This is a genomic window from Rhizobium moroccans (assembly GCF_057559155.1).
The window spans coordinates 128,606-149,289 of the sequence record NZ_JBHFJG010000036.1; the positions used below are offsets into that span (position 1 = coordinate 128,606).

Genomic DNA, 20,684 nt, shown 5'->3' on the forward strand with positions numbered 1-20,684 from the left:
AAGAAGCCTCATTCCTCCATGGTGATGCTGGAGAAATTCTGGAACCAGTTTTGCGCCTGGACGTAGCCCTTGACCTTCGGGCTCATGGCGCGGGGAGCGACGTCATGCGTCACCATCAGGAAGAGGGCGTCGTTGACGAATTTCTCATGCGTACGTCGCATCACTTCATCCTGCTTTTCCGCATCGAAAGTGGTGCGAATCTCCTTGAACAGCGCCTCCATGTCGGGATCGCAATAATGGCCCCAATTGGTGCCGTTCGGTGCCGTCAGATCACAGCCGAGGTGACGGATAAAGCCTGTGAAAGGATCCTGGATGAAGTACGTGAAATTGATCGATTGCGAGCCTTCGACGCTCTTGTCCGCGGCGCCTGCGCGCCACAGATTGATCATCTGGTTCCATTCGACGACCATGAACTCGACATCGATATAGACTTCCGCAAGGCTCTGCTGGATGAACTCGTTCATTGGCAATGGCAACATCTGACCGGAGCCGGAAGGCGAGATCAGCGCCTTGACTTTGAGGCGGTTGTCCGGCCCATAGCCGGCCTCTTTCATCAGCGCCTGCGCGGCTTCCAGATCATATTTCACCTCGAAGGTAGGGTTGCCGAACCATTGGCTCGACGGCGGGAAGAAGCCTTTGGCCGGGACCATGAGCCCGCCAAGCAGTTCCTTCATGGAATCCCGGTCGATGGCGAGGTTTGCTGCCTTGCGCACGCGGATGTCATTCCATGGCGAGCCTTCAAGCCGCGATAGATGCCAGGTCCAGTTATGCGGGTAGGCGTTGGAGACGACCTTGAAGCCATTCGCCTCGATTGCCGAAATCGTGTCGGGAGCAGGCGCCTCGATCCAGTCGACCTGGCCGGACATCAGGGCTGCAGAGCGGGCGTTGGGCTCGGGCAATGGGATCAGCACCATACTGTCGAGCTTCGGCACGCGGGTCTTGTCCCAGTAATCGGGATTGGGGATGAATTCGGCGCGCTCGCGCGGCACGAAGCTTGCAAGCTTCCAAGGGCCGGTGCCCGAGGGTGCCTTCGCGACTTCTTCCCAGTTCTTGCCCTTCGCCTCCCAATTGGCCTTGGAAGACATGGTGATCCAGGAAAGCTGATAAGTGAGGGTTGCATCCGGCTCTTTGGTCGTGATTTCAAGCGTGTAGTCATCGATGGCTCGGTAGGAGGCAACAGCGGGAATGCGCGACTTGCCCTGCGCAGCCTGGCGCGGGTCGTATTGCTCGCTGTCCGCCTTCAGAAGCTTGTCGAGGTTCCAGACGGCGACTTCCGCCGTGAATTCGCTGCCGTCATGAAACTTCACACCCTTGCGTATCTTGAAAGTCCATTTGGTCTGATCGCTCGGATCGGCGCTCCATTCCTCGGCTAATCCCGGAAGGAGCTGAGAGGGCTTGTCGGCGCTGGTCAGGTCCCATTCGATAAGGGAGTCGTAGACCGTGTAGCCCATAAAGCGCTGCCCTTCGCCACCCTGATCGGTCTGGCCGGTCGTCAGTGGAATATCCGCGGCCGTCATGCCGATCCGCAATGTCCCGCCCGCGAAAGCCGAGGTGGCGAGAAAAGTAGCTGCGGCAGCGGCGAGGAGGGCTTTTCGAAGGATCGCTGAAACCATCATTGAACTCCTGAATATCAAACACGGAAGGGAGGCTTGCGTCCCTGTGTCGACATCGAAGCAAGCGCCATGCCAGACGAGAATTGCCAAAGCAGTTGCGAAAATTGAGGAAGCGAGCTGAGGGCCATGAATTGTTCAACTCGCCAATTGCTTAATTTTTGGGCAAAATTGAAATTGTATATAATTTGATCTTCCAGGTTCGACTAAATCAGCATACGGCGCGGAAGAATGCGGAGCCTGCCGGCCAGCCAATCGACAACCGGTGCTTCTCAACAGCAATCTGCTAACGGCCAGGCATATTGCTATCACGCTGAGAAATAGCGTCGGATACGGTGAGTGACGCAGCGTCAAAGCTCCCCACAGCGCGCGGATCCGGCCCGAGGGCGAGTGCGGGCGACGCTAAACTTTGGTCGAACGCAGATTCAGGAACGACACGGCGCAAGAGGCTGACCCCAGGCGCCATTCGCGGCGGCCGTGTCAAGCTGACCCACGACGAAATCGTTGCCCACAAGCGGGCTGTGACTGCGTGATCACCCGATTCTAGGCCGAGGGCAAAATCTCAGCTCCACGAAGTTGATCCGTCGAGGAGCTTACTGCTCAGCGCCGGGGCCGAGAGACTTCAGATATGCGATTATATCCTGCCGGTCCTGCTCATTGGTGATCCGCATGGTCATTGTCGTGCCGCGGACAAGCATCGCGGGGGCCGCCAGATAGGCATCGAGATTTTCCTCGTTCCAAACCAGCTCCGATTGAGAGAGTGCTTTCGAATACCGCGCTCCTTCAACTGAGCCAGCCTTGCGACCCAGGACACCCGCAAGCGACGGGCCGGCCCGATTTTGACCGTTTACCGTGTGGCAGCCGCTGCAACGGGAAAAGAGCGTTTCTCCGCGGGCTGAGTCGCCTTCAGCAGCGGCAAATGTGGGACAGAGCGCCAAACTGACGAGGGCGCAAGAGGCGACCAGCTTCATTCTATTCATGGATTGAATGCCCTTTCTACTCTACGCGTCGGCCTACGTGGCAAACCACGTTGCACAATGGTCTCGATCGACCTGGAACCCGCACTTAGGAGGTAATGACAATCAATCCGAGGCGATAGCTCAATCCTGCGTGATTATTGCCCGATCCTGCCGATATCAAAATAACTTGAGAAGATACCCGGACCAAATCGCAGTAGACGACACTCTGGTCAATCAAAGAAAATGAGCAGGACGATGTCTCTAAAACGGGATCTGCGCGAGGAATCGGCGAGCATACGCCAACGTATTTTGGATGGCCTCGCGCTTCTCCGTTGGGACGGCATGAACTTCGAGCATGCAGTGCCGGGACTTACGCTCTATCGTATCGAGGAACCGCCCGGTCCCTTTTCGACCATCTACGAACCGAGCCTGTCGCTTATCATCAAGGGAAGCAAACGCGTAAAGGTTGGCAACGAAACGCTCGTTTACGACGAATCCAGCTTCTTCCTGACGACCATCGGCCTGCCTATGTCTGGACAGATCTGCGCGGTAAGCGAGGGCGAGCCCTATATCGCAGCCACCATCCGGCTTGATCTGGAGAAGTTGCGGCGGATCATCGCCGACTACGATCCACCGACCGAGGTGCCGGAGCGTGACCTCGGCGTCGTCGTCGGCGTCTCCACGCCGGAAATGCTCGATGCGCTTTCACGGCTGATTTCCCTTGCGAATTCGCCGGGAGACATCCCGTTCTTTTCCACCCATATCCATAACGAGATTCTCTATCGACTTCTCACAAGTGAGCAAGGTGCGCGCCTGAGACGCTTTGCACTTGCCGGCACGAACAGCAACCGCGTGGCAAAAGCCATTGCGTGGCTGAAGGAGAATTATACGCGACCACTGCGTGTCGAAGAACTGGCGGAGATAGCAAATATGGGGGTTTCCACCCTGCATCGGCATTTTCGTGCGATGACAGCCATGAGCCCTCTACAGTTCCAGAAGCACCTGCGCCTGCATCACGCGCGGGAACTGATGCTTGCGCAATCACTCGACGCGACGACGGCCGCACTCCGTGTCGGTTACGAGAGCCCGACGCAGTTCAGCCGGGAGTATAGACGAGCATTCGGCCATCCACCTCTGCGTGACATCAGAGCGATCCTGAACTCCGATGAATCGGGCAGACCCAATTCAGTCGGTTAGCTCTCCGCATGCCGACCACGGCGTCGAAAACGCGCTCGAACGAATTGCTTCGGCAAAGCCGGTGAACGCGTTCTCAGCAAGTCGACAGGAATGGGCAATAATCCGGCAGGATTGATCCTACTTCTTTTCCGGTTGGACCTCTAAGCTGACGAGGAAATCTGGCGAACGGCCGCGGGTCTCAAGCCGCATGCCCGGCCACATATCCGGGACGGTATGCCCGGGTCGCGCGCCCCAACATAGGAGAAGAGTTCATGGTGACTGTAACGATCAACGGCACCGAACATACGGTGGAAGCCGATGCGGATATGCCGCTTCTCTGGGTCATACGCGACTTGGTCGGACTGACCGGCACGAAATTTGGCTGTGGCATGGCACAGTGTGGTGCCTGCACCGTCTATCTGGACGGAACGCCGGTGCGGTCCTGTCAGACCTTCGTCGGCGAGATAGAAGGGGCACAGGTAACGACCATCGAGGGGATCAGCGGCAAGGTTGCAGAAACCGTACAGGCCGTCTGGACCGATCTAGATGTTCCGCAATGCGGGTACTGTCAGTCCGGACAGATCATGTCGGTGACGGATCTGCTCACGAACAATCCAAAGCCCACGGACGAGGACATCGACGCAGCAATGGCAGGCAATCTCTGTCGATGCGCCACATACCAGCGAATCCGCGCCGGTATTCACGAGTCCGCGAAGCGTCTGGAGGCCTGAGACATGATCCCGAAACTGATGCAATCCGCCATCATTCCCACCGCAAAGGTGCAGGCCTCCCGCCGGCAATTCCTTATCGGCGCAATCGCGGCCGGTACCGGCCTTGCGGTCGGCTATCGCCTGCTATCCGCGTCGCCGGCTGCTGCCAGCGAGACAGCGGCAGCAAACGAGGCGCATGCCTTTTCGCCCTATGTAACGATCGATGCAGATGGCAAGGTAACTGTCCTCTCGTCGCAGTTCGAAATGGGCCAGGGTTCCTACAATGGTATCGCCACCCTCGTTGCCGAAGAACTTGAAGCGGACTGGGCAACCATCGACGTCAAAGGCGTGGCGGGCGATGTAAAAGCCTATGGCAACATCGCTTTCGGCGGCGCGTTGCAGGGAACAGGCGGTTCCACCTCGATGGCTACTTCATGGGAACGCTATCGCAGGGCAGGGGCTGCCGCCCGCTCCATGTTGATCGCCGCCGCAGCCTCCGAATGGGGCGTGCCTGCAACGGAGATCACCGTCGAGAACGGCATTCTCTCGCACCCGTCCGGTAAAAGCAGTGGTTTCGGCACGTTTGCAGCCAAGGCGGCGACTCTGCCGGTGCCGACCGACGTGACGCTCAAGCAGCCGGGCGATTGGAAACTCATCGGCAATGCCGGTCTGAAGCGCTTCGACAGCGCCCGCAAGGCGAACGGAACAGAGCAATATACGATCGACGTGAAACTGCCGGGCATGCTGACGGCAGTGATGATCCATCCGCCGCTGTTCGGCGCCAGGGTCAAATCCTTCGACGCCTCGGCAGCCCGCGCCATCAAGGGCGTCGTCGACGTCGTCGAAACACCGCGCGGTGTCGCGGTCGTCGGCGAGAACATGTGGACGGCGCTCAAGGGGCGTGATGCCGTTACCGTCGAGTGGGACGAATCAGCGGCGGAAAAACGCGGCACGCCCGAGCAGATGTCGATCTATCGCGACCTCGCGAGCAAGCCTCCGGCAGCGATTGCCCGCAAGGACGGTGATGCCGACGCCGCATTCGCAACGGCTGCCAAGGTGATGGAGGCAAATTTCGAGTTTCCCTATCTGGCCCATGCTCCGATGGAGCCGCTGAATTCCGTCTCCCGCATGAACGCCGATGGCACGCTCGAAATCTGGGGCGGGCACCAGTTTCCGGACACATACCAGGCACTCGCCGGCGAAATTGCCGGAATCGCCCCCGACAAGGTGATCCTGCATGTCATGAAAACGGGCGGAAGCTTCGGCCGGCGTGCCGTGTTCGACGGGGACGTGGTCGTGGAGTCAGTGTATGTCGCAAAGGCTCTCGGCTTCCGCGCGCCCGTGAAAGTGCAGTGGACGCGCGAAAATGACATGCGCGCCGGCCGCTACCGTCCCGCTTATGTACACGGCATCAAGGCCGGTATCGACGCGAATGGAAAGCTCGTTGCGTGGAGCAATCATGTCGTCGGCCAGTCCATCATGGCGAACACCGCCTTTGCGGGAATGATCCAGAATGGAGTCGATCCCACCTCCATCGAAGGCGCGAACAATCTGCCCTATGCCATACCCAACCAGACTGTCGGCCTGACAACCACGGAATTCGGCGTCCCGGTTCTGTGGTGGCGTTCGGTCGGCTCGACGCATACAGCCTTTGCAGCCGAGGCCTTCCTTGACGAGGTAGCCGAGGCGGCCGGGCGCGACCCGGTCGAATTCCGATTGTCCATGCTCGAGCCGGAATCGCGTCACGCCGCCGTCCTCAGGCTGGCGGCGGAAAAGGCGGAGTGGGACAAGCCTCTGCAGGAAGGTCGCTTCCGGGGCGTCGCCGTTGCCGAAAGCTTCGGCTCGGTCGTAGCGCATGTCGCGGAAGTGTCGAACGACGGGAACGGCCAGATCAAGGTGGAGCGTATCGTCTCCGCGGTGGATTGCGGTCTGGCCATCAACCCGGATCAGGTCCGCTCCCAGGTCGAGGGCGGCATCGGCTTCGGACTTGGCGCCATCCTGAGCGAAGAGATCACTTTGACGAATGGCCAGGTCGATCAAGGGAATTTTGATCTCTATACGCCGCTTAGGATCGACGCCATGCCGAGGGTGGAGGTCCATATCCTCGCTTCGGCCAATCCGCCGACCGGCATCGGCGAGCCCGGCGTTCCGCCCGTCGGACCCGCAATCGCCAACGCTGCCTACAAGGCACTCGGCAAACGGATACGTGTGCTGCCTTTCGCAAAGTCGCTCAACGCGTAATCTCCCGTGCGCGGTCGATTTTGTCGGCCGGGCACATTTCCGCGTGACAAGCGCGAGAGACGCGGCGGGGCTTGATTTCGCCGTCGCGCTCGGTATCACCTACCAGGGACAGATCGCCTCGGACGCCCGGGACCACGCCGTAAAACCTTCCTGAACGTGAAGTTCTGACATCGCGTGAGTGCTCGGTGATTTAATGGGGCGATCGCGGTGACTGAAGTCGTGGCGAGTAGGCGGATACCGTAGGCTGAGTTAGGTGTGCCTCCGTCCCAGAACATCGACGATGCGTTCGAGAAAGCGCTCGCATTTTTCGATTTGGGAAATCTCGACATATTCGTCGGGCTTGTGCCCCTGCGTCATCTCGCCGGGCCCGCAGATCAGCACCGGGATATCGAGACCTTCAGCGAAAAGACCGCCCTCGGTGCCATACGCCACCTTGATCGTCGGCAGGTTGGTGTCCAGAAGCGACGCCACGAGCCTTACCGTCGGACTGTCCTCGGGCGTATCAAGGCCGGGGTAGCCCGACAGCGTCTCAATCCTGATCGCCGCTCCGGCGAAACGATCGCGATGAGGAGCGACGATGGTCTCGGCATCGCGGAGGAGGTTCGACAGGATAGCTGAAGGATCATCCGCGGCGATATGGCGAATCTCGAAATCGATCTCGCAGGATCCGGGCACGATGTTCAGCGCTTCGCCGCCCCGCATGATACCGGCATGGATTGTGGTGTAGGGGATGGCGTAGGCCGGGTCCTGTGCACCGTTTGAAGCGAGTTCCTCTTGGCGGATCTGCAATCTCTGCAGGAAGGCGGCGCCGAGATGAAGGGCATTGAGCGCTTTCGGGGCGAGGGCCGAATGCCCTTCCTGCCCCTGGCAGCAGGCCCTGAGGGCCGTCTTGCCCTTGTGGCCTGTAGCAATGCGCATCCCGGTCGGTTCGCCGATCAGGCAGAGGGCCGGGCGCAGCGGCTCCTGGGCAAGGCTTTCGATCATGCCCCTCACGCCGAGGCATCCCACTTCCTCGTCATAGGACAGCGCAAGGTGCAGCGGCTTTTGCAAGTTTCGTCCCGCCGCATTCAGCATCGCATGGATGGCGGCGGCGACAAAACCTTTCATGTCGACGGCGCCGCGGCCATACCAGCGCCCTTCGTCCTGTCGCAGGACGAAGGGATCGGAGCTCCAGCCCTGGCCGGCAACAGGGACCACGTCGCTGTGCCCGGACAGGATGATGCCGCCATCGATCTCGGGCCCGACAGTCGCCCACAGGTTGGCCCGGCTGCCATCGGCATGAGAAAACCGGCGCACGGTAATGCCGGCCGGCACGAGCAGGCTCTCGACATAGTCGAGAAGCTCCAGGTTTGATTGCCGGGAGATAGTCGGGAAGCCGATCAGTCGGGACAGGATTTCGGATATTTCAGGTGCCATTGGCTTGGTATCCGGATTGTGGGCGGGGAGCCGTGACTCCAGCGACGGTGGCGTGTCTACCATTACGCCTTGGGAGAGATCACGATGCCCGGCAGACCGCCGTCGTCGGCCGCTTCGTGGCAGTGATCGATGAAGGCCTGGATGGTGCGCGACACATGCGCGACCCGGGACATGGCAAGCCCCAGTTGAAGCGGCTGGACGTCGCTTTCGAGCGGAATGAATTTCAGAGGCCGGCCATCGAGGGATTCTGTCGAAATCGTGCGCAGGTTGGTGATGCCGAAACCGTATCCGGAGGCAACCAGGCTTCGCTGGACGGCCACCTCCACGGTGCGCTCCGAGATGCGCGGGCGCTGCCCCAGGTGGCGGAAATGGGACATGAAATATTCGGCGCTATGGGGCAAGTCTAGAAGCACCATCGGGTGATCCAGCAGATCCTCCGGCCGCAGCCGGTCGCGGCGCGCCAGCGGATGGTCGGGGAATATCAGCACGAAGGGCGGCAGCGCGTGCAGCGGCTTGAAAGCGATATCGCTCGGCAGCGCCAGATCGTAGGTGAGGGCGACGTCTATCCGCCCTTGCCCCAAAGCCTCGAAAATCTGCGCCTGATCGAGCTCCTGCTGCGAAAAGTCGACGTTCTCGTACTTGTCTTCGAAGCTGCGCCGGAGCTGCGGAATGATGGTCTGGACGAAGGTTCGCATGCAGCCGACGCGCAACGATCCCCGGATCATGCCGGTGAAGACCGTCGCCAGCTCGTTCAGCCGGGCGGCCTCTTCCAGAACCACGCGCGCCTGTTCCATGAACCGCTCGCCCGTCGGTGTTAGCACGGAGCCCTGGGCATGGCGGCGGGTGAAAAGCTGTACCCCGAATCCCGACTCCAGCTGGGCGATGGCGGAGGACATCGATGGCGCGGAGACGTTCTTCCTGTCGGCGGCCGTGGCGATACTGCCCGCTTCGCCAACGGCGATGAAATACTCGAGCTGTCGAAGCGTGAATCGAAGCGGCATAGTGCTTTCATATCCTCTAGCTGTCGGCCGCTGCGGTCACTCGTCGCCCGGCACACCGTAGGAGGGGGCGCTGCGTGGGTCGAGCGCGCGCGTCACATAGGCGTTCATCTGCGGTTCGAAGACCTTCCATGCTTCGGTGAGAGCGTCAATCGGGCATCCCATGGTCCAGTCGATACGCAGTTCGGCAATCGGCCAGCTTTGCCGGTCCACCATCAGCAGGCCAGCCGAATGCACGGGGCCTGCCTCGCCGCCGGCAGTCAGACCCGCGGCAAGCGCCGCCATCAGTCGACCGCCCAGTCCACCTTTAGTGCTGCGAAATGTGGTGACCATTGCCTCCGGGACGGCGGTATCGGCAAGCAGGTTGCCCGCCGCAGCCACGTCCACGTCCTGCGCCTCGCTCCACAGGCCGAGCACATGGGAGCCGGAATAGATCGCGCTTTCGCCGGTGCGCCCGACTGCGAGCACCTGGCGCCAGGCCATATGCTCGCCGGTCCGCTCAAGGATCGCCAGTGCCTCGCCAGGCGTGGCTCCACGCTCCATAAGGTCCAGCGTTTTCGGCCCCAGGCGCGGATCGGTGACGTTTTGCGTTGAAACGGCCCCGACACCCGCCCGGGCAAAGGCGCAACGGGCCGCCACGGCAGGGGAGGAGGAGGAGATGGCGAGACCGAACATCCCCGTTTCGGGGCAGTGGCCAACGATGGAAAAGGTCATGTTCTATCCTCGATGCGTTTGCTACGGGCGGGTTGGTTCAGGCGAGGCGATCAATCAGGAATGACGGCGGTCGCGTCGATTTCGACCAGCCATTCGGGACGGGCCAGCGCCACGACCACCAGACCGGTGCAGACCGGGTGCACGCCGCGGATATAGTCGCCCATGGTGCGATAGACGGCTTCGCGGTGACGCACGTCGGTGAGGTAGACCACGAGTTTGGTTACATGCTCCATCCTGCCGCCGCATTCCTCGACCAGCTGGCGGATGTTCTGCATCACCTTATGGGTCTGTTCGACCGGGTCATGACTGTCGATGTTCTTTGCAGTATCCAGGTCCTGCGGGCACTGGCCTCGCAGGAAGATGGTCGTTCCGCGGGCGACCACCGCCTGCGCCAGATCGTTGTCGAGCTTCTGCTCGGGATAGGTTTCGCGAGTGTTGAATTTGCGGTGACGGATATGGGCCATTTGGTACCTTTGTTTGTTTGAGCTGTGCTCTCGGCCGCAGCACGGTTGTGGTTAAGGATGGCCGACAGCGGGATGCCGTGCCGGCGGAGCGGATGTGGCAGTCCTCATGCCCACGGGCGCGTCGCGATCATGGCGAAGCGATCGTCATAGGCGGAGTGCCAGGCGGCAAGCGGCTGGCGGCCGTTGCGCCAGTCGAGATCGGGAAAGCGGAAATCGAGCCACCCGAGCGCGCAAGCATAGGCGATGCTGCCAATATCCACAGTCTCCGGGTCGGGGATGTCGGAGAGCATCGCATCCAGTGCATCCGATATCTTTTCGCCCTGCTTGTCGACCCATTGCGACCAGCGCAGCGGCTCCGGCCTTAGCAGGGTCTCGTAGCGCACCAGCAGCGCGGCATCGAGCAGCCCGTCGGCCAGCGCCTGGCGCCGCAAGGCGCTCCAGCGGGCAGGGCCCGCGGTGGGGAACAGGCGGAGCGTCGAACCTCCGCCCTCTTCGGCCGCGAGAGCATCCATGTATTCGCAGATGACCCGGCTGTCATACAGCGTCGTTCCGTCCGACGTGCTGGCGGCAGGCACCTTGGCCAGCGGATTGAACGCCTGGATACGGGTGTCGCGTTCGATCGGGTTTGCGGCGCTGTCGAGGATGTCGATCCTATCGGCGAGGTCGAGCTCGTGTGCGCACACCATGACCTTACGCACAAAGGGCGAGGCCGAGCCCCAGTAGAGCGATATGCGGATCATGCTTCCGTTTCCTCTGCTATCTGCAGGACGATCTTGCCGAAATTCGAACCGCTCTCGAGCAGGCGATGCGCCTCGGCGGCTTGCGCGAGCGGCAGAATGGAAGAGATGACGGGACGGACACCTGCGGCGCCCATATGCGGCAGCAGATGCCGGACGATATCCTGGACGATGCCTGCTTTTTCCTCATCCGGCTTGGGCCGCAGCGTCGAGGATGTCAGCCAGAGCCCCTTGCGCATCAGCAACCCGAGATCGATGCTGGCCACAGCACCGGTCATGAACGACAGGCCCACATGACGCCCGCCCGGCGCCATCAGCGTCAGATGCCGGTTGACGGCCTCGCCGCCGAGGATGTCGAGAACGACGTCGACGCCTCGACCTTGGGTCAGCGCAAGGATGCGTTCGTCCTGGCCGGGTTCGCGGTAGTCGATCGCCGAGACGCCCATCGTGGCGAGCCTTGCGCATTTTTCGGGCCCGCCTGCAGTCGTGATCACGCTTGCGCCGACGACTTTTGCCAGCTGCAGCGCCAGCGTGCCGATGCCCGACGCGCCGCCCTCGATGAGCAGGACGTTCCCGGAGCGGAGCGCACCCCGGTCGAAGAGGTTGTGCCAGATGGTAAACAGCCCCTCCGGAAGAGCCGCGGCCTCGACCAGGGAAAGTCCCACAGGGATCGGCAGGCAATGGTCGGCGCGGGCACAGACATGCGTCGCATAGCCACCCGCCTTGACCAGCGCCATGACGTCGCTCCCAATCAAATTGGGAGCCACGCCCTCGCCACAGGCCACCACGCGTCCCGCCACCTCCAGTCCGAAAATGTCGGACGCGCCGGCCGGCGCGGGCAAGGCGCCGGATCGCTGCATGATGTCGGGTCGGTTGATGCCGGCCGCAGCAACGGCGATCAGCACTTCACCAATGGCCGGGCGTGGAACGTCGCGCTGCACGCATGTCAGAACCTCAGGTCCGCCATGGGCTTCGGCGATTACGGCGGTCATGGTTCGCGGGATGGCGGCAGCCTCGGCAGTCATAGGTCAGCTCTTCCGAAAAGTGTAAGCGTTGAGACGCTCGGGCGGAGACAGCGCCCCCCGATCGAGCTTCGTTGAAAACCGACTATTCCTTTTCGTAGGCAGCGTAATTTCGCTGCACCACGATGTGGGTGGCGATGTATTTCGCGTCGTACCAGCAGCCATAGATGAAGGATGACGCACGGTTGGTCAGTTCGGGAAGGCCAAGGAAATAGATACCCCTTTCCGCCGAGATCCCGCGCTTGTGGAACGGCGTGCCGTCCTCGTGGAAAGCATCGACATCCAGCCAGCTGAAATCGAACTTGAAGCCGGTTGCCCAGATGATCGTCTTGATCCCGGCCTCGGCCAGATTGAGCTGCAGGATCGGATTGGCGATGCAGTCGGGGTTCGGCGCGATATCCCAGGCTTCCGGCTCCAGCGGCAGGTCGATGCCGTTGCGCTCGACATAGGCGTCGGCCTCACGCAGCACATCCAGATAGGCCCGATCCCCCTCGGCAATGTTATCCGCGAGGTCGTTGTTGATGTTCAATATTCCGTCGCCGTAGCCGCTGGTCATGCCAAGAACCGTGACCCCTCTTTCGGCCAGACGGCGGAAATCGACAGTCTTGCCGCCGTCGTAACCGCTGACGGCGAAGGCCACGTGCTTCTTCTTGGCAATCGTCTTGATCTCGTCCCACTTGCCGAGGACGCCCAGCCACCAGACGTAATCGCGCGCGCGGTACGAGCGGGGCGGGCGGTAGTGCTCGCCGATCGACAGATAGACCTTGCGGCCGGCGCGCTGCAATTCCTCGGCAATCTGCGAACCGGAGGCACCGCCGCCGACGACGAGGATGGCACCGTCGACCAATTGCCCCGGGTTCTTGTAGGCGGAGGAATGGAGCTGCTCGATCCCGGCTTCGGCCGGAACGATGTCGGGATATTGCGGCACCTGGAACGGACCGGTGGCGGCCACCACCCGCTGCGCTTCGATCAGGCCCTCGGACGTGGTGACGAGGAAGCCGGGGCGTCCCTCGTTGCGCTGGACACGTTTGACCTCGACGCCCGTGCGAATTGGGGCGCCGATCATGTTCGCGTAGTCTTCGAAGTAGCGCGCCATTCTTTCCTTGGGCGGAAAGGTGTCGGGCGAAACGTCGTCGAATTCGAGGTTCGGAAAACGGTCGTGCCAAGCCGGCCCATTGGCAACGAGAGAGTCCCAACGGCCCGACCGCCACTGCTCGGCCACCCGGTTCCGCTCAAGAACGATGTGCGGGACGCCGCAGTCCTTCAGGTGTTCGCTCATGGCGATCCCGGACTGACCGGCGCCGACGACGAGCGTATCTATCTTTTCGATTGTCATCTTCATTTCCTAGATTTGGGCAGTGCGATCAGACGGGGTGCCCCTTGCTTCAGGGGGAGCGGGACTGGCTGATCAGACGTCTCCCGCAGAAAATTGCGTGCGACGGGCTGCGGTGAAAAGAAGTATCTTCCTTGTTAGAAGCTCGGGAAAACCTTGGTGGCTCAAACCGAGCACGTTTGTCCGGCCGGGGCGTCGACCCGACGTGCTGCCGGGTTGACTGCATGATTGCTGGCGAGCACCGTCCTCCCGGCTTTGCTGGCCGGCCAAGAAAACTCGAACTGTTTGAGCAATAACGCTCCCCGTCTCCGCTATTTCAAAAGGTTCGGAAGGGCCGTCGACAGGACGGGGAACAGCGTCAACAGGATCAGGAACAGGAACAGCGCAATGAGAAAGGGCATGTTTGCCTTCGTCACCCGCACGACATCCTCGTTGCCGATCTTCGCCGCAACGAGAAGCGCGATCGCGACCGGTGGGGTCACCTGCCCGATGACGACCGTCGTCACCATCAGCACGCCGAAATGGACAAGATCGACATCCATCACCATCAGCGACGGCAAAAGCACGGGCATTATCATGGGGATCAGCGGATCAAGCACCATGCCGGCGATCAGCGCGATCGCGAGAAGTGCAAAGATCTTGAGCGTCGTGTTCTCGAACGGGAAAACCGTTTCCAGCCCGTGCGCAAGTGCCGCGGGAACGCCCGCCTGCGAAAGCGCCCAGCCGAGCGCCGTCGAAAAGCCGACGACCATCAGTACTTCGCCGGTCAGGATGCAGGAATCCACGAGGGCGCGGCGCAAGTTGGAGAGCGTCAGCGTACGATAGACCACAGCCGCCAGGACCAACGCGTAGGCGACCGCAAACGCACCTGCCTCTGTGGCGGTGAATACGCCAAACATCAGGCCGAAGAGGATGAGACCCGGCATGCCGAGCGGCAGGATCGCATGCTTGCCCGTGCGAAGAACCTCTTTCCACTGAAACGTTCCGACAGGTTTCCAGCCGTTACGGCGCGCAAGAACGGAAATGGTGATCATCATCGCCACCGCCATCAAGAGTCCCGGAATGACACCGGCCAGGAAAAGCGCTCCGAGCGAGGTGCCGGTAACGGCGGAATAGAGGATCATCGGCGAGCTTGGCGGAATGAGAACACCTATGCCCGAAGAGGTTGCCGTGACGGCTGCCGCAAATGGACCCGGATAGCCGTGGGCCTTGAGTTTCGGGATGGTTACCGAGCCGCTGCCGGCGAGATCGGCGACCGAGGTGCCGATCATGCCGCCGAACATGACGCTGGCGACGACATCGACATGGGCCAAGCCGCCGCGAAGCCAGCCCACCAGAGCGACGCCGAAATCGAAGAGCTTATCGGCGATCCCCGTCGCGTTCATGATGCCGCCGGCGAGGATGAACAGAGGAAGCGTGATGAGAATATAGTCGCCGACGCCACCGAGCGTCTGCTGCGGCAGTGCCAGTTCCCACCCGCCACTGAATGCGAGGAAAAAAAGGACCGAGGCCGCGAGCGATATGACGATCGGCAGTCCGATCAGCACGAAGGCGCAGAGAATGAAGAGCGTTATGGCTGCAAGACCCAGCATCAGTCTTTCCTCCCTTCGATGATGTTGAGGGCGAAAGCGACGCCGAGTCCCGCGCAGGTGGCGAGAATGCCCGAGATGGCGACGGCCTTCGATATGCCCAGGATCGGTGTCCGGTCAGAACCGAAAATGCCGAGGTAACGCCAGGCGAGTACGCCGACGACCGCCACGACCGCGATCGAAAACACCGACTGGAAGATAGCAAGGGCGTATTTGGAGGTCCCGGTCAGGCGTCGCGTCCAGATCGCGCAGCTGATGAGTTCGTTCTTGAGCGCAGCGATAGTGATACCAAGTGCGCCAAGCCACATCAGCAGCGCCGTCACGATTTCCTCGGTCCAGGGCAGGGGCTTTGAGAAAAGATAACGTCCGAGCGAGTTGGTGAGCACGAGACCGACAAGGAAGACGAGCAGCACAATGGCGGCGGTCTCGACCAGCCACTGGAACGCGCTGCGGAGTTTCGAGCGACGCCTGACCTCTTCGCTGAGGATCTCGCTGGGTGTCGGAGCGAGGGCTTCCGTCATCGTTCGCTTCCTTCGCAGACGCTGCCGTCGAAAAGGCGGCCGTAACCGGGGCGGGCGCCTGCAACGCCGGCCAGCTCCAGGCAGTGCCAGAAGGACGCCTGGTTTGCCGATATCACCGGCTTGCCGAGACGCTCTTCCAGCGCTTCGATCGCGCCGACGGTGCGGAAGTTGGTGCAGGAGACGAAGATCGCGCTGGCATCGGGATGATCGACGGAAAGGACATGGTCGTAGACTTCTTCAATCGTGACCTCCGCCAGCGCATGGTCGTCCGAGATGCCGAGATGGCCGCTCTTGACGACGGCGTGACCGTTCTCCTCCAGGAAGCGAATGGCCCGCTCATGGATTTCCGGCAGATAAGGCGTGGCAAGCGCCACCTTGCCGGCCTTTACCTTCTTCAGCGCCGCCAGCGTCGCAGTCGATGCCGTCGTCACCTTGGGGCCCGGCACCCATTGCCTGATCTTCTCGATCAGGGCCCTGTCATAGGCCGTGCCGTGCAGGAACGAGGCGCTGGTTCCGCCGAACAACAGGACATCGATTGGAGCGGCGCCGGCCATACGTGCTGCGGTTTCGAGTTCCGGCGCGCCCATCATCTCCTCGATGCCCTGAACCGTCACTTTCGGCAGCTTGATGCGAGCCGTATGGGTCGAGACGCCTTCTGCCGACATCGCCCACATCTCTTCCTCCATTACCACACTGGAGGCAATATAGATGAGGCCGATGCGCGCCAGGTTGCCCGAGCCGTCATAGCGAAAGCGCGGGTAGGCTTCGGCTTTCGCCGGAGCCTGGGATGCTGCGACGGTCAACGGAGGGTCTCCTCGACCTTGGTCATGAACTCAGGGGTGACGACTTCCGCGATCTTGGTGCGAACCGGAGCTGCGGCAGACTGGAAGGCGGCGATATCCGGCTTGGTGATCGTCACGCCGGCTTTTTCGAATTCTGCAACAAGGTTTGCGTCGCTTTCATCCGACAGGACACGGGTCTTCTCGACGCCGACCATGGCGGCGGCTTTGACCTTGGCTTTGAGATCGTCCGAAAGCGCATCGAAGGCTGCGCCGTTCATGACCAGCGTGATCGGCGTGTAGATGTGGTTGGTCAACGAAATGTGGGGCTGGGTCTCGAACAGGGAGAATTCCTTGATTACCGAAAGCGGGTTCTCTTGCCCATCGATAACGCCCTGCTTCAGGCCCATATAGACGTCACCGAGGGCGAGCGTCGTGGGCGCCGCGCCGAGCGTCTGGAAGGCCATGATACGTGTCGGGCTGTTCGGGGTGCGGATCTTCAGGCCGCCGAGATCTGCCGGTGTATTGATCGCGCGCTTGGAATTGCTGATGACGCGTACGCCAAGCTCGCCGAAGGCCAGAACCTCGAGATTGGCCTTTTCCTTCAGGGAGGCGGCCATGATCTGCCCGAGTTCGCCGTCGAGCATTGCACGCGCCTGTTCTTTGCCGGAAAACAGGAAGGGCGTATCGAAGATCGAGAATTTCGAGTCGAGTGCGGCAACGCCATCCGAGCCGAGCGGAATGACTTCCACCACGCCGGCGCGGATAAGCTCCGCCAGCGCATTCTCGTCTCCAAGCGAGCCGCCATCGGAGAATTCGATCGAAAAGGCATCGCCGGTCGAGTTCTTAAGTTCATCCCGGAAAGCGGCCAACATCACATTGGTCGGATCACCGCTGGTGGTCTCCACCGCCAGCCGCATCTTCGTCTGAGCTGCCGCCAGATCAGCCGAAAGGACGCTAGCTGCGAGGCTGAAAGCAAAGCCTATCTTCTTCATCACGGACATTCTGATCACCCTCTTTTATTGTTGGTGATCGAATATTCCTGATGAATAGCAAAATATTCAAGGGGCTAAGCGGCTATATAGTAGGCATTGCGTCGCTTTAATTTGTATATTTTTTGTTCATTTGCCGAATAATTGGAGCCTATATTGCACGTCAATTCATCACATAGTCCATGGCTATCTCGAATCCGAAATTGAATAGCTTTTGGCTGTTCGGTGCACAGCCCGGTGCTATTTGACTATACGGTTTTCAGTGGCGGAACGGTTGATATTTGGGAATGTCATAATCCCGTTTCTGGGCGCAGGTGAGGTCATTCTTCGCTGCCCAAATTCGGTCCTCCGGCGAGGGAAGCGCATGGCGGCAGCGCAACGTTTGTGACCCGGCAAGTCGAGGAAGGTTGACGTTGCTGCGGTCAGAATCGGAGAATTGGCAGCCCTGCTGGGGTCGCGCCGCCGCCTCCGTGGAACGGCGTTGTGACGCGCATGGTTTTTACCACGCAAGGCCACCGATCAATTCGGGGAAATGTTTTCCGAAGACACTGGCGGCGTCAGAACGCATGTCGTCTTGACGCCAAAATGCGGCGTCAGTCGTCCTGCTTCGGAAAGGCGACCAGATCCGCCGAGATTGGCCGAACGCGAACGACATCGCCCGCCTTCCATTTCGAAGGTGCGAGGGCGGCGGACGACCTGAGCAGCACGGGCTGCGCCGCATGGTCGCCCAAATCGATGTACAGATCGACGTGACCGCCCTGGAAAACCTGGGTCCTGACGGTGCCGGCAAGGCTCGGGGCGGTCGCATCCCCATCCCCGTCGACCGGCACCAGATGTTCGGGCCTGACGAACAGGTCGACATCCGCCCCGGCGGCGAGCCCGGCCAGGGAGGCTGCCGGCACCTCCACCGACAGCGATCCGACCGCAACCTGTGCCACGGCGTCGGTCACCGCCAATAGTTTTCCCGAGAGCACGCTGGCGTCACCGATGAAGGAGGCGACGAAACGGTCCTGCGGCCGGCAATAGATATCCTGCGGTGCAGCGATCTGGCGGATGCGCCCGGCCGACATGACGGCGATCCGGTCCGACATTGAGAGCGCTTCACCTTGATCGTGCGTAACGAAAACGGTGGTGACGCCGAGGCGCTGCTGGATTTCCTTCAGCTCGATCTGCATGGAGGCGCGCAGGTTCTTGTCGAGCGCCGAAAAGGGTTCGTCGAGCAGCAGCACTTTTGGGCGGATCACCAGCGCGCGCGCAAGCGCCACCCGTTGCTGCTGGCCGCCCGAAAGCTGCCGGGGCTTGCGGTCGCCGAAACCGTTAAGTTTGACGAGGGCGAGTGCCTCGTCGACGCGCCTTTTGATTTCGCCAGCCTCGACGCCCCGCGTCTTCAGGCCGTAGGCGATGTTGTTGGCCACCGTCATATGCGGAAAGAGCGCGTAGTTCTGGAAGACGATGCCGATCTCACGCTTATGGGCTGGCGTCTCGGTCACCAGGGCGCCATCGATGAAGATCTCGCCGCCATCGGCGTCGAGAAATCCGGCAATCAGGTTGAGAAGCGTGGTCTTGCCGCAGCCGGAGGGGCCGAGCAGGGTCATGCATTCGCCGGGAGCGATTTTCAACCATGCCTCGTGCAGCGCGATCGCATCGCCGAACCGTTTGGTGACGCCGTCCAGCTGGACCACAGGCTTTGCTGTGGAGAGTGATGGAGCGGGGGTGGCAATATCAGTGCGCGTCAACATTGAGGATTTTTCCAAGACCGAAGAACAGGTTTGCGAGGGTCAGCAGCAGGGCCGTGACGACGATGTAGATCACCGAAAGAGCGGCAAGCGTCGGGTCGGCATATTCGCGGACGTAATTGTACATGGCGACCGGCAGGGTCTGGGTTGTCTGGTTGGAGACGAAGAGCGTGGCGGTGAACTCGTTGAAGGACAGGATCGCGGCAAACAGCCAGCCGCTGACCAGCCCCGGCACAAGCAGCGGCAAGGTGACGGTGAAGAGAACGCGGCGAGGCGTGGCGCCGAGACTGCTGGCCGCCAGTTCCAGCCGCCCGTCAAGATTCTGCAGCGAGATGAAGACGCTGCGCAGCACGAAGGGCAGAACGAGGATGACATGCGCCAGAACCACCAGTGGAAAGCCGCGGCCGACCGTCAACTGAGCCGACAGGATCAGCAGGCCCAGCCCGATGGTGAAATGCGGAATGACCAGTGGTGACAGGAGCAGCGCCTCGAGCGTCGATTTGAGCGAGAACGTGTAGCGGTGGAGGGCAAGCGCGAAGCCGCTGCCAACGATCAGCGCGATCGTGGATGCCCATGCGGTGACGATCAGCCCGTTCCAGAAGCCCTTTCGGAAATCGTCATAGCTGAGCGCGCGGGCAAACCAGCGCCAGGAGTAGGATTGCGGCGGAAACGCCAGAATGGCCTTGTCGTTGAAGGCGGTGATGGTGACGACGATCGCCGGCAGCATGACAAAGCCGAGAATGACCGCCACCAGCAGTATTCCCGCCAGCGCGAGCGGAGATTTGCGCATCGGAAACGACATCTCACTGTTCTCCCAGGCGTTCGACCGGGCGCATTGCCCGTTTCATCAGGGCGATGACCGCAAAGGTCATCACGAGACCGGCGAGGGACAGGCTTGCGGCAAACGGAAAGTTGAAGGAGGCGAAGCCCAGCTGGTAAACGAGGGTCGACACGGTGTTGACCTTGCCGCCGCCGATCAACTGCGGGGTTGCGAACGCACTGAAGGTCCAGGCGAAGGCGGTCGAGAAACCGGCGACGATACCGGGCATGGACAGCGGCAGGGTCACCGTCATGAAACGGCGGATCGGACCGGCGCCGAGGCTTTCTGCCGCCTTCTCGTAGTTCCTGTCGATATGGGAAAGGCCCGCAGCCAGCATGATGACCATGATCGGCATCGTTACATGCACAAGCGCGGCCACGACGCCCGGCGTCGTGAACATCATCTGCAGCGGACGGTCGATAATGCCGAGCGACTTCAGGACGCTATTAATGAAGCCGTTGTTTCCGAGCACGATCATCCAGGAATAGGTGCGCACCACCTCGCCCAGGAAAAGCGGCGTCACAGAGGCGATCAGGATAAAGGATTTCAGCGCCTTGCTTCTGACGCGCACCAGCGCATAGGCGACCGGATAGGCGAGGATCAGCGTGAAGGTCGCCGTCAGCAGGCAAAGAAGGATGGTTCCCCAGAAAGCCCAGGCATAAAGGGGGCGCAGCAGCGCCGTGAAATTTTCGAGCGTCAACCCGCCTACATCGAGCGAGCCCGGCACATAGGCGCGCACGCTGTATTGCAGGATGGCTGCCATGGCAGCAGTCAGCCCGAGCGCCACAAGGACGGCGGGCGAAACGAACCAGCCCAGGAATGGCCGTTGCTTCATATGATATCCCTCACTCGCGGCATCGCCCGCCG

19 protein-coding genes are annotated in these 20,684 nt (G+C 61.1%); 3 read left to right on the forward strand and 16 right to left on the reverse strand.

The window, feature by feature from the left end; translation table 11 throughout:
* Positions 1–8 precede the first annotated feature (8 nt).
* Both ACE04I_RS17455 and ACE04I_RS17460 read right to left on the reverse strand, forming a co-directional pair.
* Complete coding sequence (locus ACE04I_RS17455) at positions 9–1,613, reverse strand: ABC transporter substrate-binding protein (protein ID WP_046796883.1); 1,605 nt, start codon at positions 1,611–1,613, stop codon at positions 9–11.
* Positions 1,614–2,203: 590 nt separating this feature from the next.
* On the reverse strand, positions 2,204–2,581 hold the full coding sequence (locus tag ACE04I_RS17460) for a c-type cytochrome (protein ID WP_052760497.1): 378 nt from the start codon (positions 2,579–2,581) through the stop codon (positions 2,204–2,206).
* Positions 2,582–2,824: 243 nt separating this feature from the next.
* On the opposite strand from ACE04I_RS17460, the gene ACE04I_RS17465 reads away from it, so the two are divergent.
* The 3 genes from ACE04I_RS17465 (at position 2,825) to ACE04I_RS17475 (ending at position 6,696) form a co-directional block, all read left to right on the forward strand.
* A complete protein-coding gene (locus ACE04I_RS17465; protein WP_487207391.1) occupies positions 2,825–3,766 on the forward strand; it encodes an AraC family transcriptional regulator in 942 nt (313 codons plus the stop codon).
* 251 nt (positions 3,767–4,017) lie between these two features.
* Positions 4,018–4,476, forward strand: coding sequence for a (2Fe-2S)-binding protein (locus tag ACE04I_RS17470; RefSeq protein ID WP_046796880.1), 459 nt, complete (start codon positions 4,018–4,020; stop codon positions 4,474–4,476).
* Between the two features lie 3 nt (positions 4,477–4,479).
* Positions 4,480–6,696 carry a xanthine dehydrogenase family protein molybdopterin-binding subunit gene (locus ACE04I_RS17475; protein ID WP_046796879.1) on the forward strand — a complete coding sequence of 739 codons (2,217 nt, stop codon included), beginning with the start codon at positions 4,480–4,482 and terminating at the stop codon, positions 6,694–6,696.
* Positions 6,697–6,945: 249 nt separating this feature from the next.
* Here ACE04I_RS17475 and argE read toward each other — a convergent pair whose 3' ends face one another.
* From argE to ACE04I_RS17545, 14 genes are all read right to left on the reverse strand, one after another.
* The gene (argE, locus tag ACE04I_RS17480) at positions 6,946–8,112 is read right to left on the reverse strand and encodes an acetylornithine deacetylase (RefSeq protein WP_046796878.1); all 1,167 of its coding nucleotides are present in this window, start codon (positions 8,110–8,112) and stop codon (positions 6,946–6,948) included.
* A 62-nt stretch (positions 8,113–8,174) separates the two neighbouring features.
* Positions 8,175–9,113, reverse strand: a complete 939-nt coding sequence (locus tag ACE04I_RS17485; RefSeq protein WP_046796877.1) for a LysR family transcriptional regulator — start codon at positions 9,111–9,113, stop codon at positions 8,175–8,177.
* 36 nt (positions 9,114–9,149) lie between these two features.
* The gene (locus ACE04I_RS17490) at positions 9,150–9,824 is read right to left on the reverse strand and encodes a DUF1028 domain-containing protein (RefSeq protein ID WP_046796876.1); all 675 of its coding nucleotides are present in this window, start codon (positions 9,822–9,824) and stop codon (positions 9,150–9,152) included.
* 50 nt (positions 9,825–9,874) lie between these two features.
* Entirely contained in the window at positions 9,875–10,288 is a 414-nt protein-coding gene (locus tag ACE04I_RS17495; protein WP_046796875.1) for a RidA family protein, read from the reverse strand.
* 104 nt (positions 10,289–10,392) lie between these two features.
* On the reverse strand, positions 10,393–11,019 hold the full coding sequence (locus tag ACE04I_RS17500; protein ID WP_487207411.1) for a glutathione S-transferase: 627 nt from the start codon (positions 11,017–11,019) through the stop codon (positions 10,393–10,395).
* Between the two features lie 5 nt (positions 11,020–11,024).
* Positions 11,025–12,050, reverse strand: a complete 1,026-nt coding sequence (locus tag ACE04I_RS17505; RefSeq protein WP_046796873.1) for an NAD(P)H-quinone oxidoreductase — start codon at positions 12,048–12,050, stop codon at positions 11,025–11,027.
* A gap of 82 nt (positions 12,051–12,132) precedes the next feature.
* Positions 12,133–13,383, reverse strand: a complete 1,251-nt coding sequence (locus ACE04I_RS17510) for a flavin-containing monooxygenase (protein ID WP_046796872.1) — start codon at positions 13,381–13,383, stop codon at positions 12,133–12,135.
* Between the two features lie 308 nt (positions 13,384–13,691).
* A complete protein-coding gene (locus ACE04I_RS17515) occupies positions 13,692–14,972 on the reverse strand; it encodes a TRAP transporter large permease (RefSeq protein ID WP_046796871.1) in 1,281 nt (426 codons plus the stop codon).
* Positions 14,972–15,490, reverse strand: a complete 519-nt coding sequence (locus tag ACE04I_RS17520) for a TRAP transporter small permease (protein ID WP_046796870.1) — start codon at positions 15,488–15,490, stop codon at positions 14,972–14,974. The genes ACE04I_RS17515 and ACE04I_RS17520 overlap by 1 nt, the downstream gene beginning before the upstream one ends.
* Positions 15,487–16,293, reverse strand: a complete 807-nt coding sequence (locus ACE04I_RS17525; protein WP_046796869.1) for a maleate cis-trans isomerase family protein — start codon at positions 16,291–16,293, stop codon at positions 15,487–15,489. Before ACE04I_RS17525 ends, ACE04I_RS17520 begins: the two co-directional genes overlap by 4 nt.
* Entirely contained in the window at positions 16,290–17,273 is a 984-nt protein-coding gene (locus ACE04I_RS17530) for a TRAP transporter substrate-binding protein (RefSeq protein ID WP_046796868.1), read from the reverse strand. The genes ACE04I_RS17525 and ACE04I_RS17530 overlap by 4 nt, the downstream gene beginning before the upstream one ends.
* A gap of 581 nt (positions 17,274–17,854) precedes the next feature.
* Positions 17,855–19,000: an ABC transporter ATP-binding protein gene (locus tag ACE04I_RS17535; RefSeq protein WP_046796867.1), complete on the reverse strand. Its 1,146-nt coding sequence runs from the start codon at positions 18,998–19,000 to the stop codon at positions 17,855–17,857.
* Complete coding sequence (locus ACE04I_RS17540) at positions 18,984–19,799, reverse strand: ABC transporter permease (RefSeq protein WP_046796866.1); 816 nt, start codon at positions 19,797–19,799, stop codon at positions 18,984–18,986. Before ACE04I_RS17540 ends, ACE04I_RS17535 begins: the two co-directional genes overlap by 17 nt.
* A 1-nt stretch (position 19,800) precedes the next feature.
* Positions 19,801–20,684, reverse strand: an 884-nt coding sequence (locus ACE04I_RS17545) for an ABC transporter permease (RefSeq protein WP_487207392.1), incomplete at its 5' end; no start/stop codon positions are given.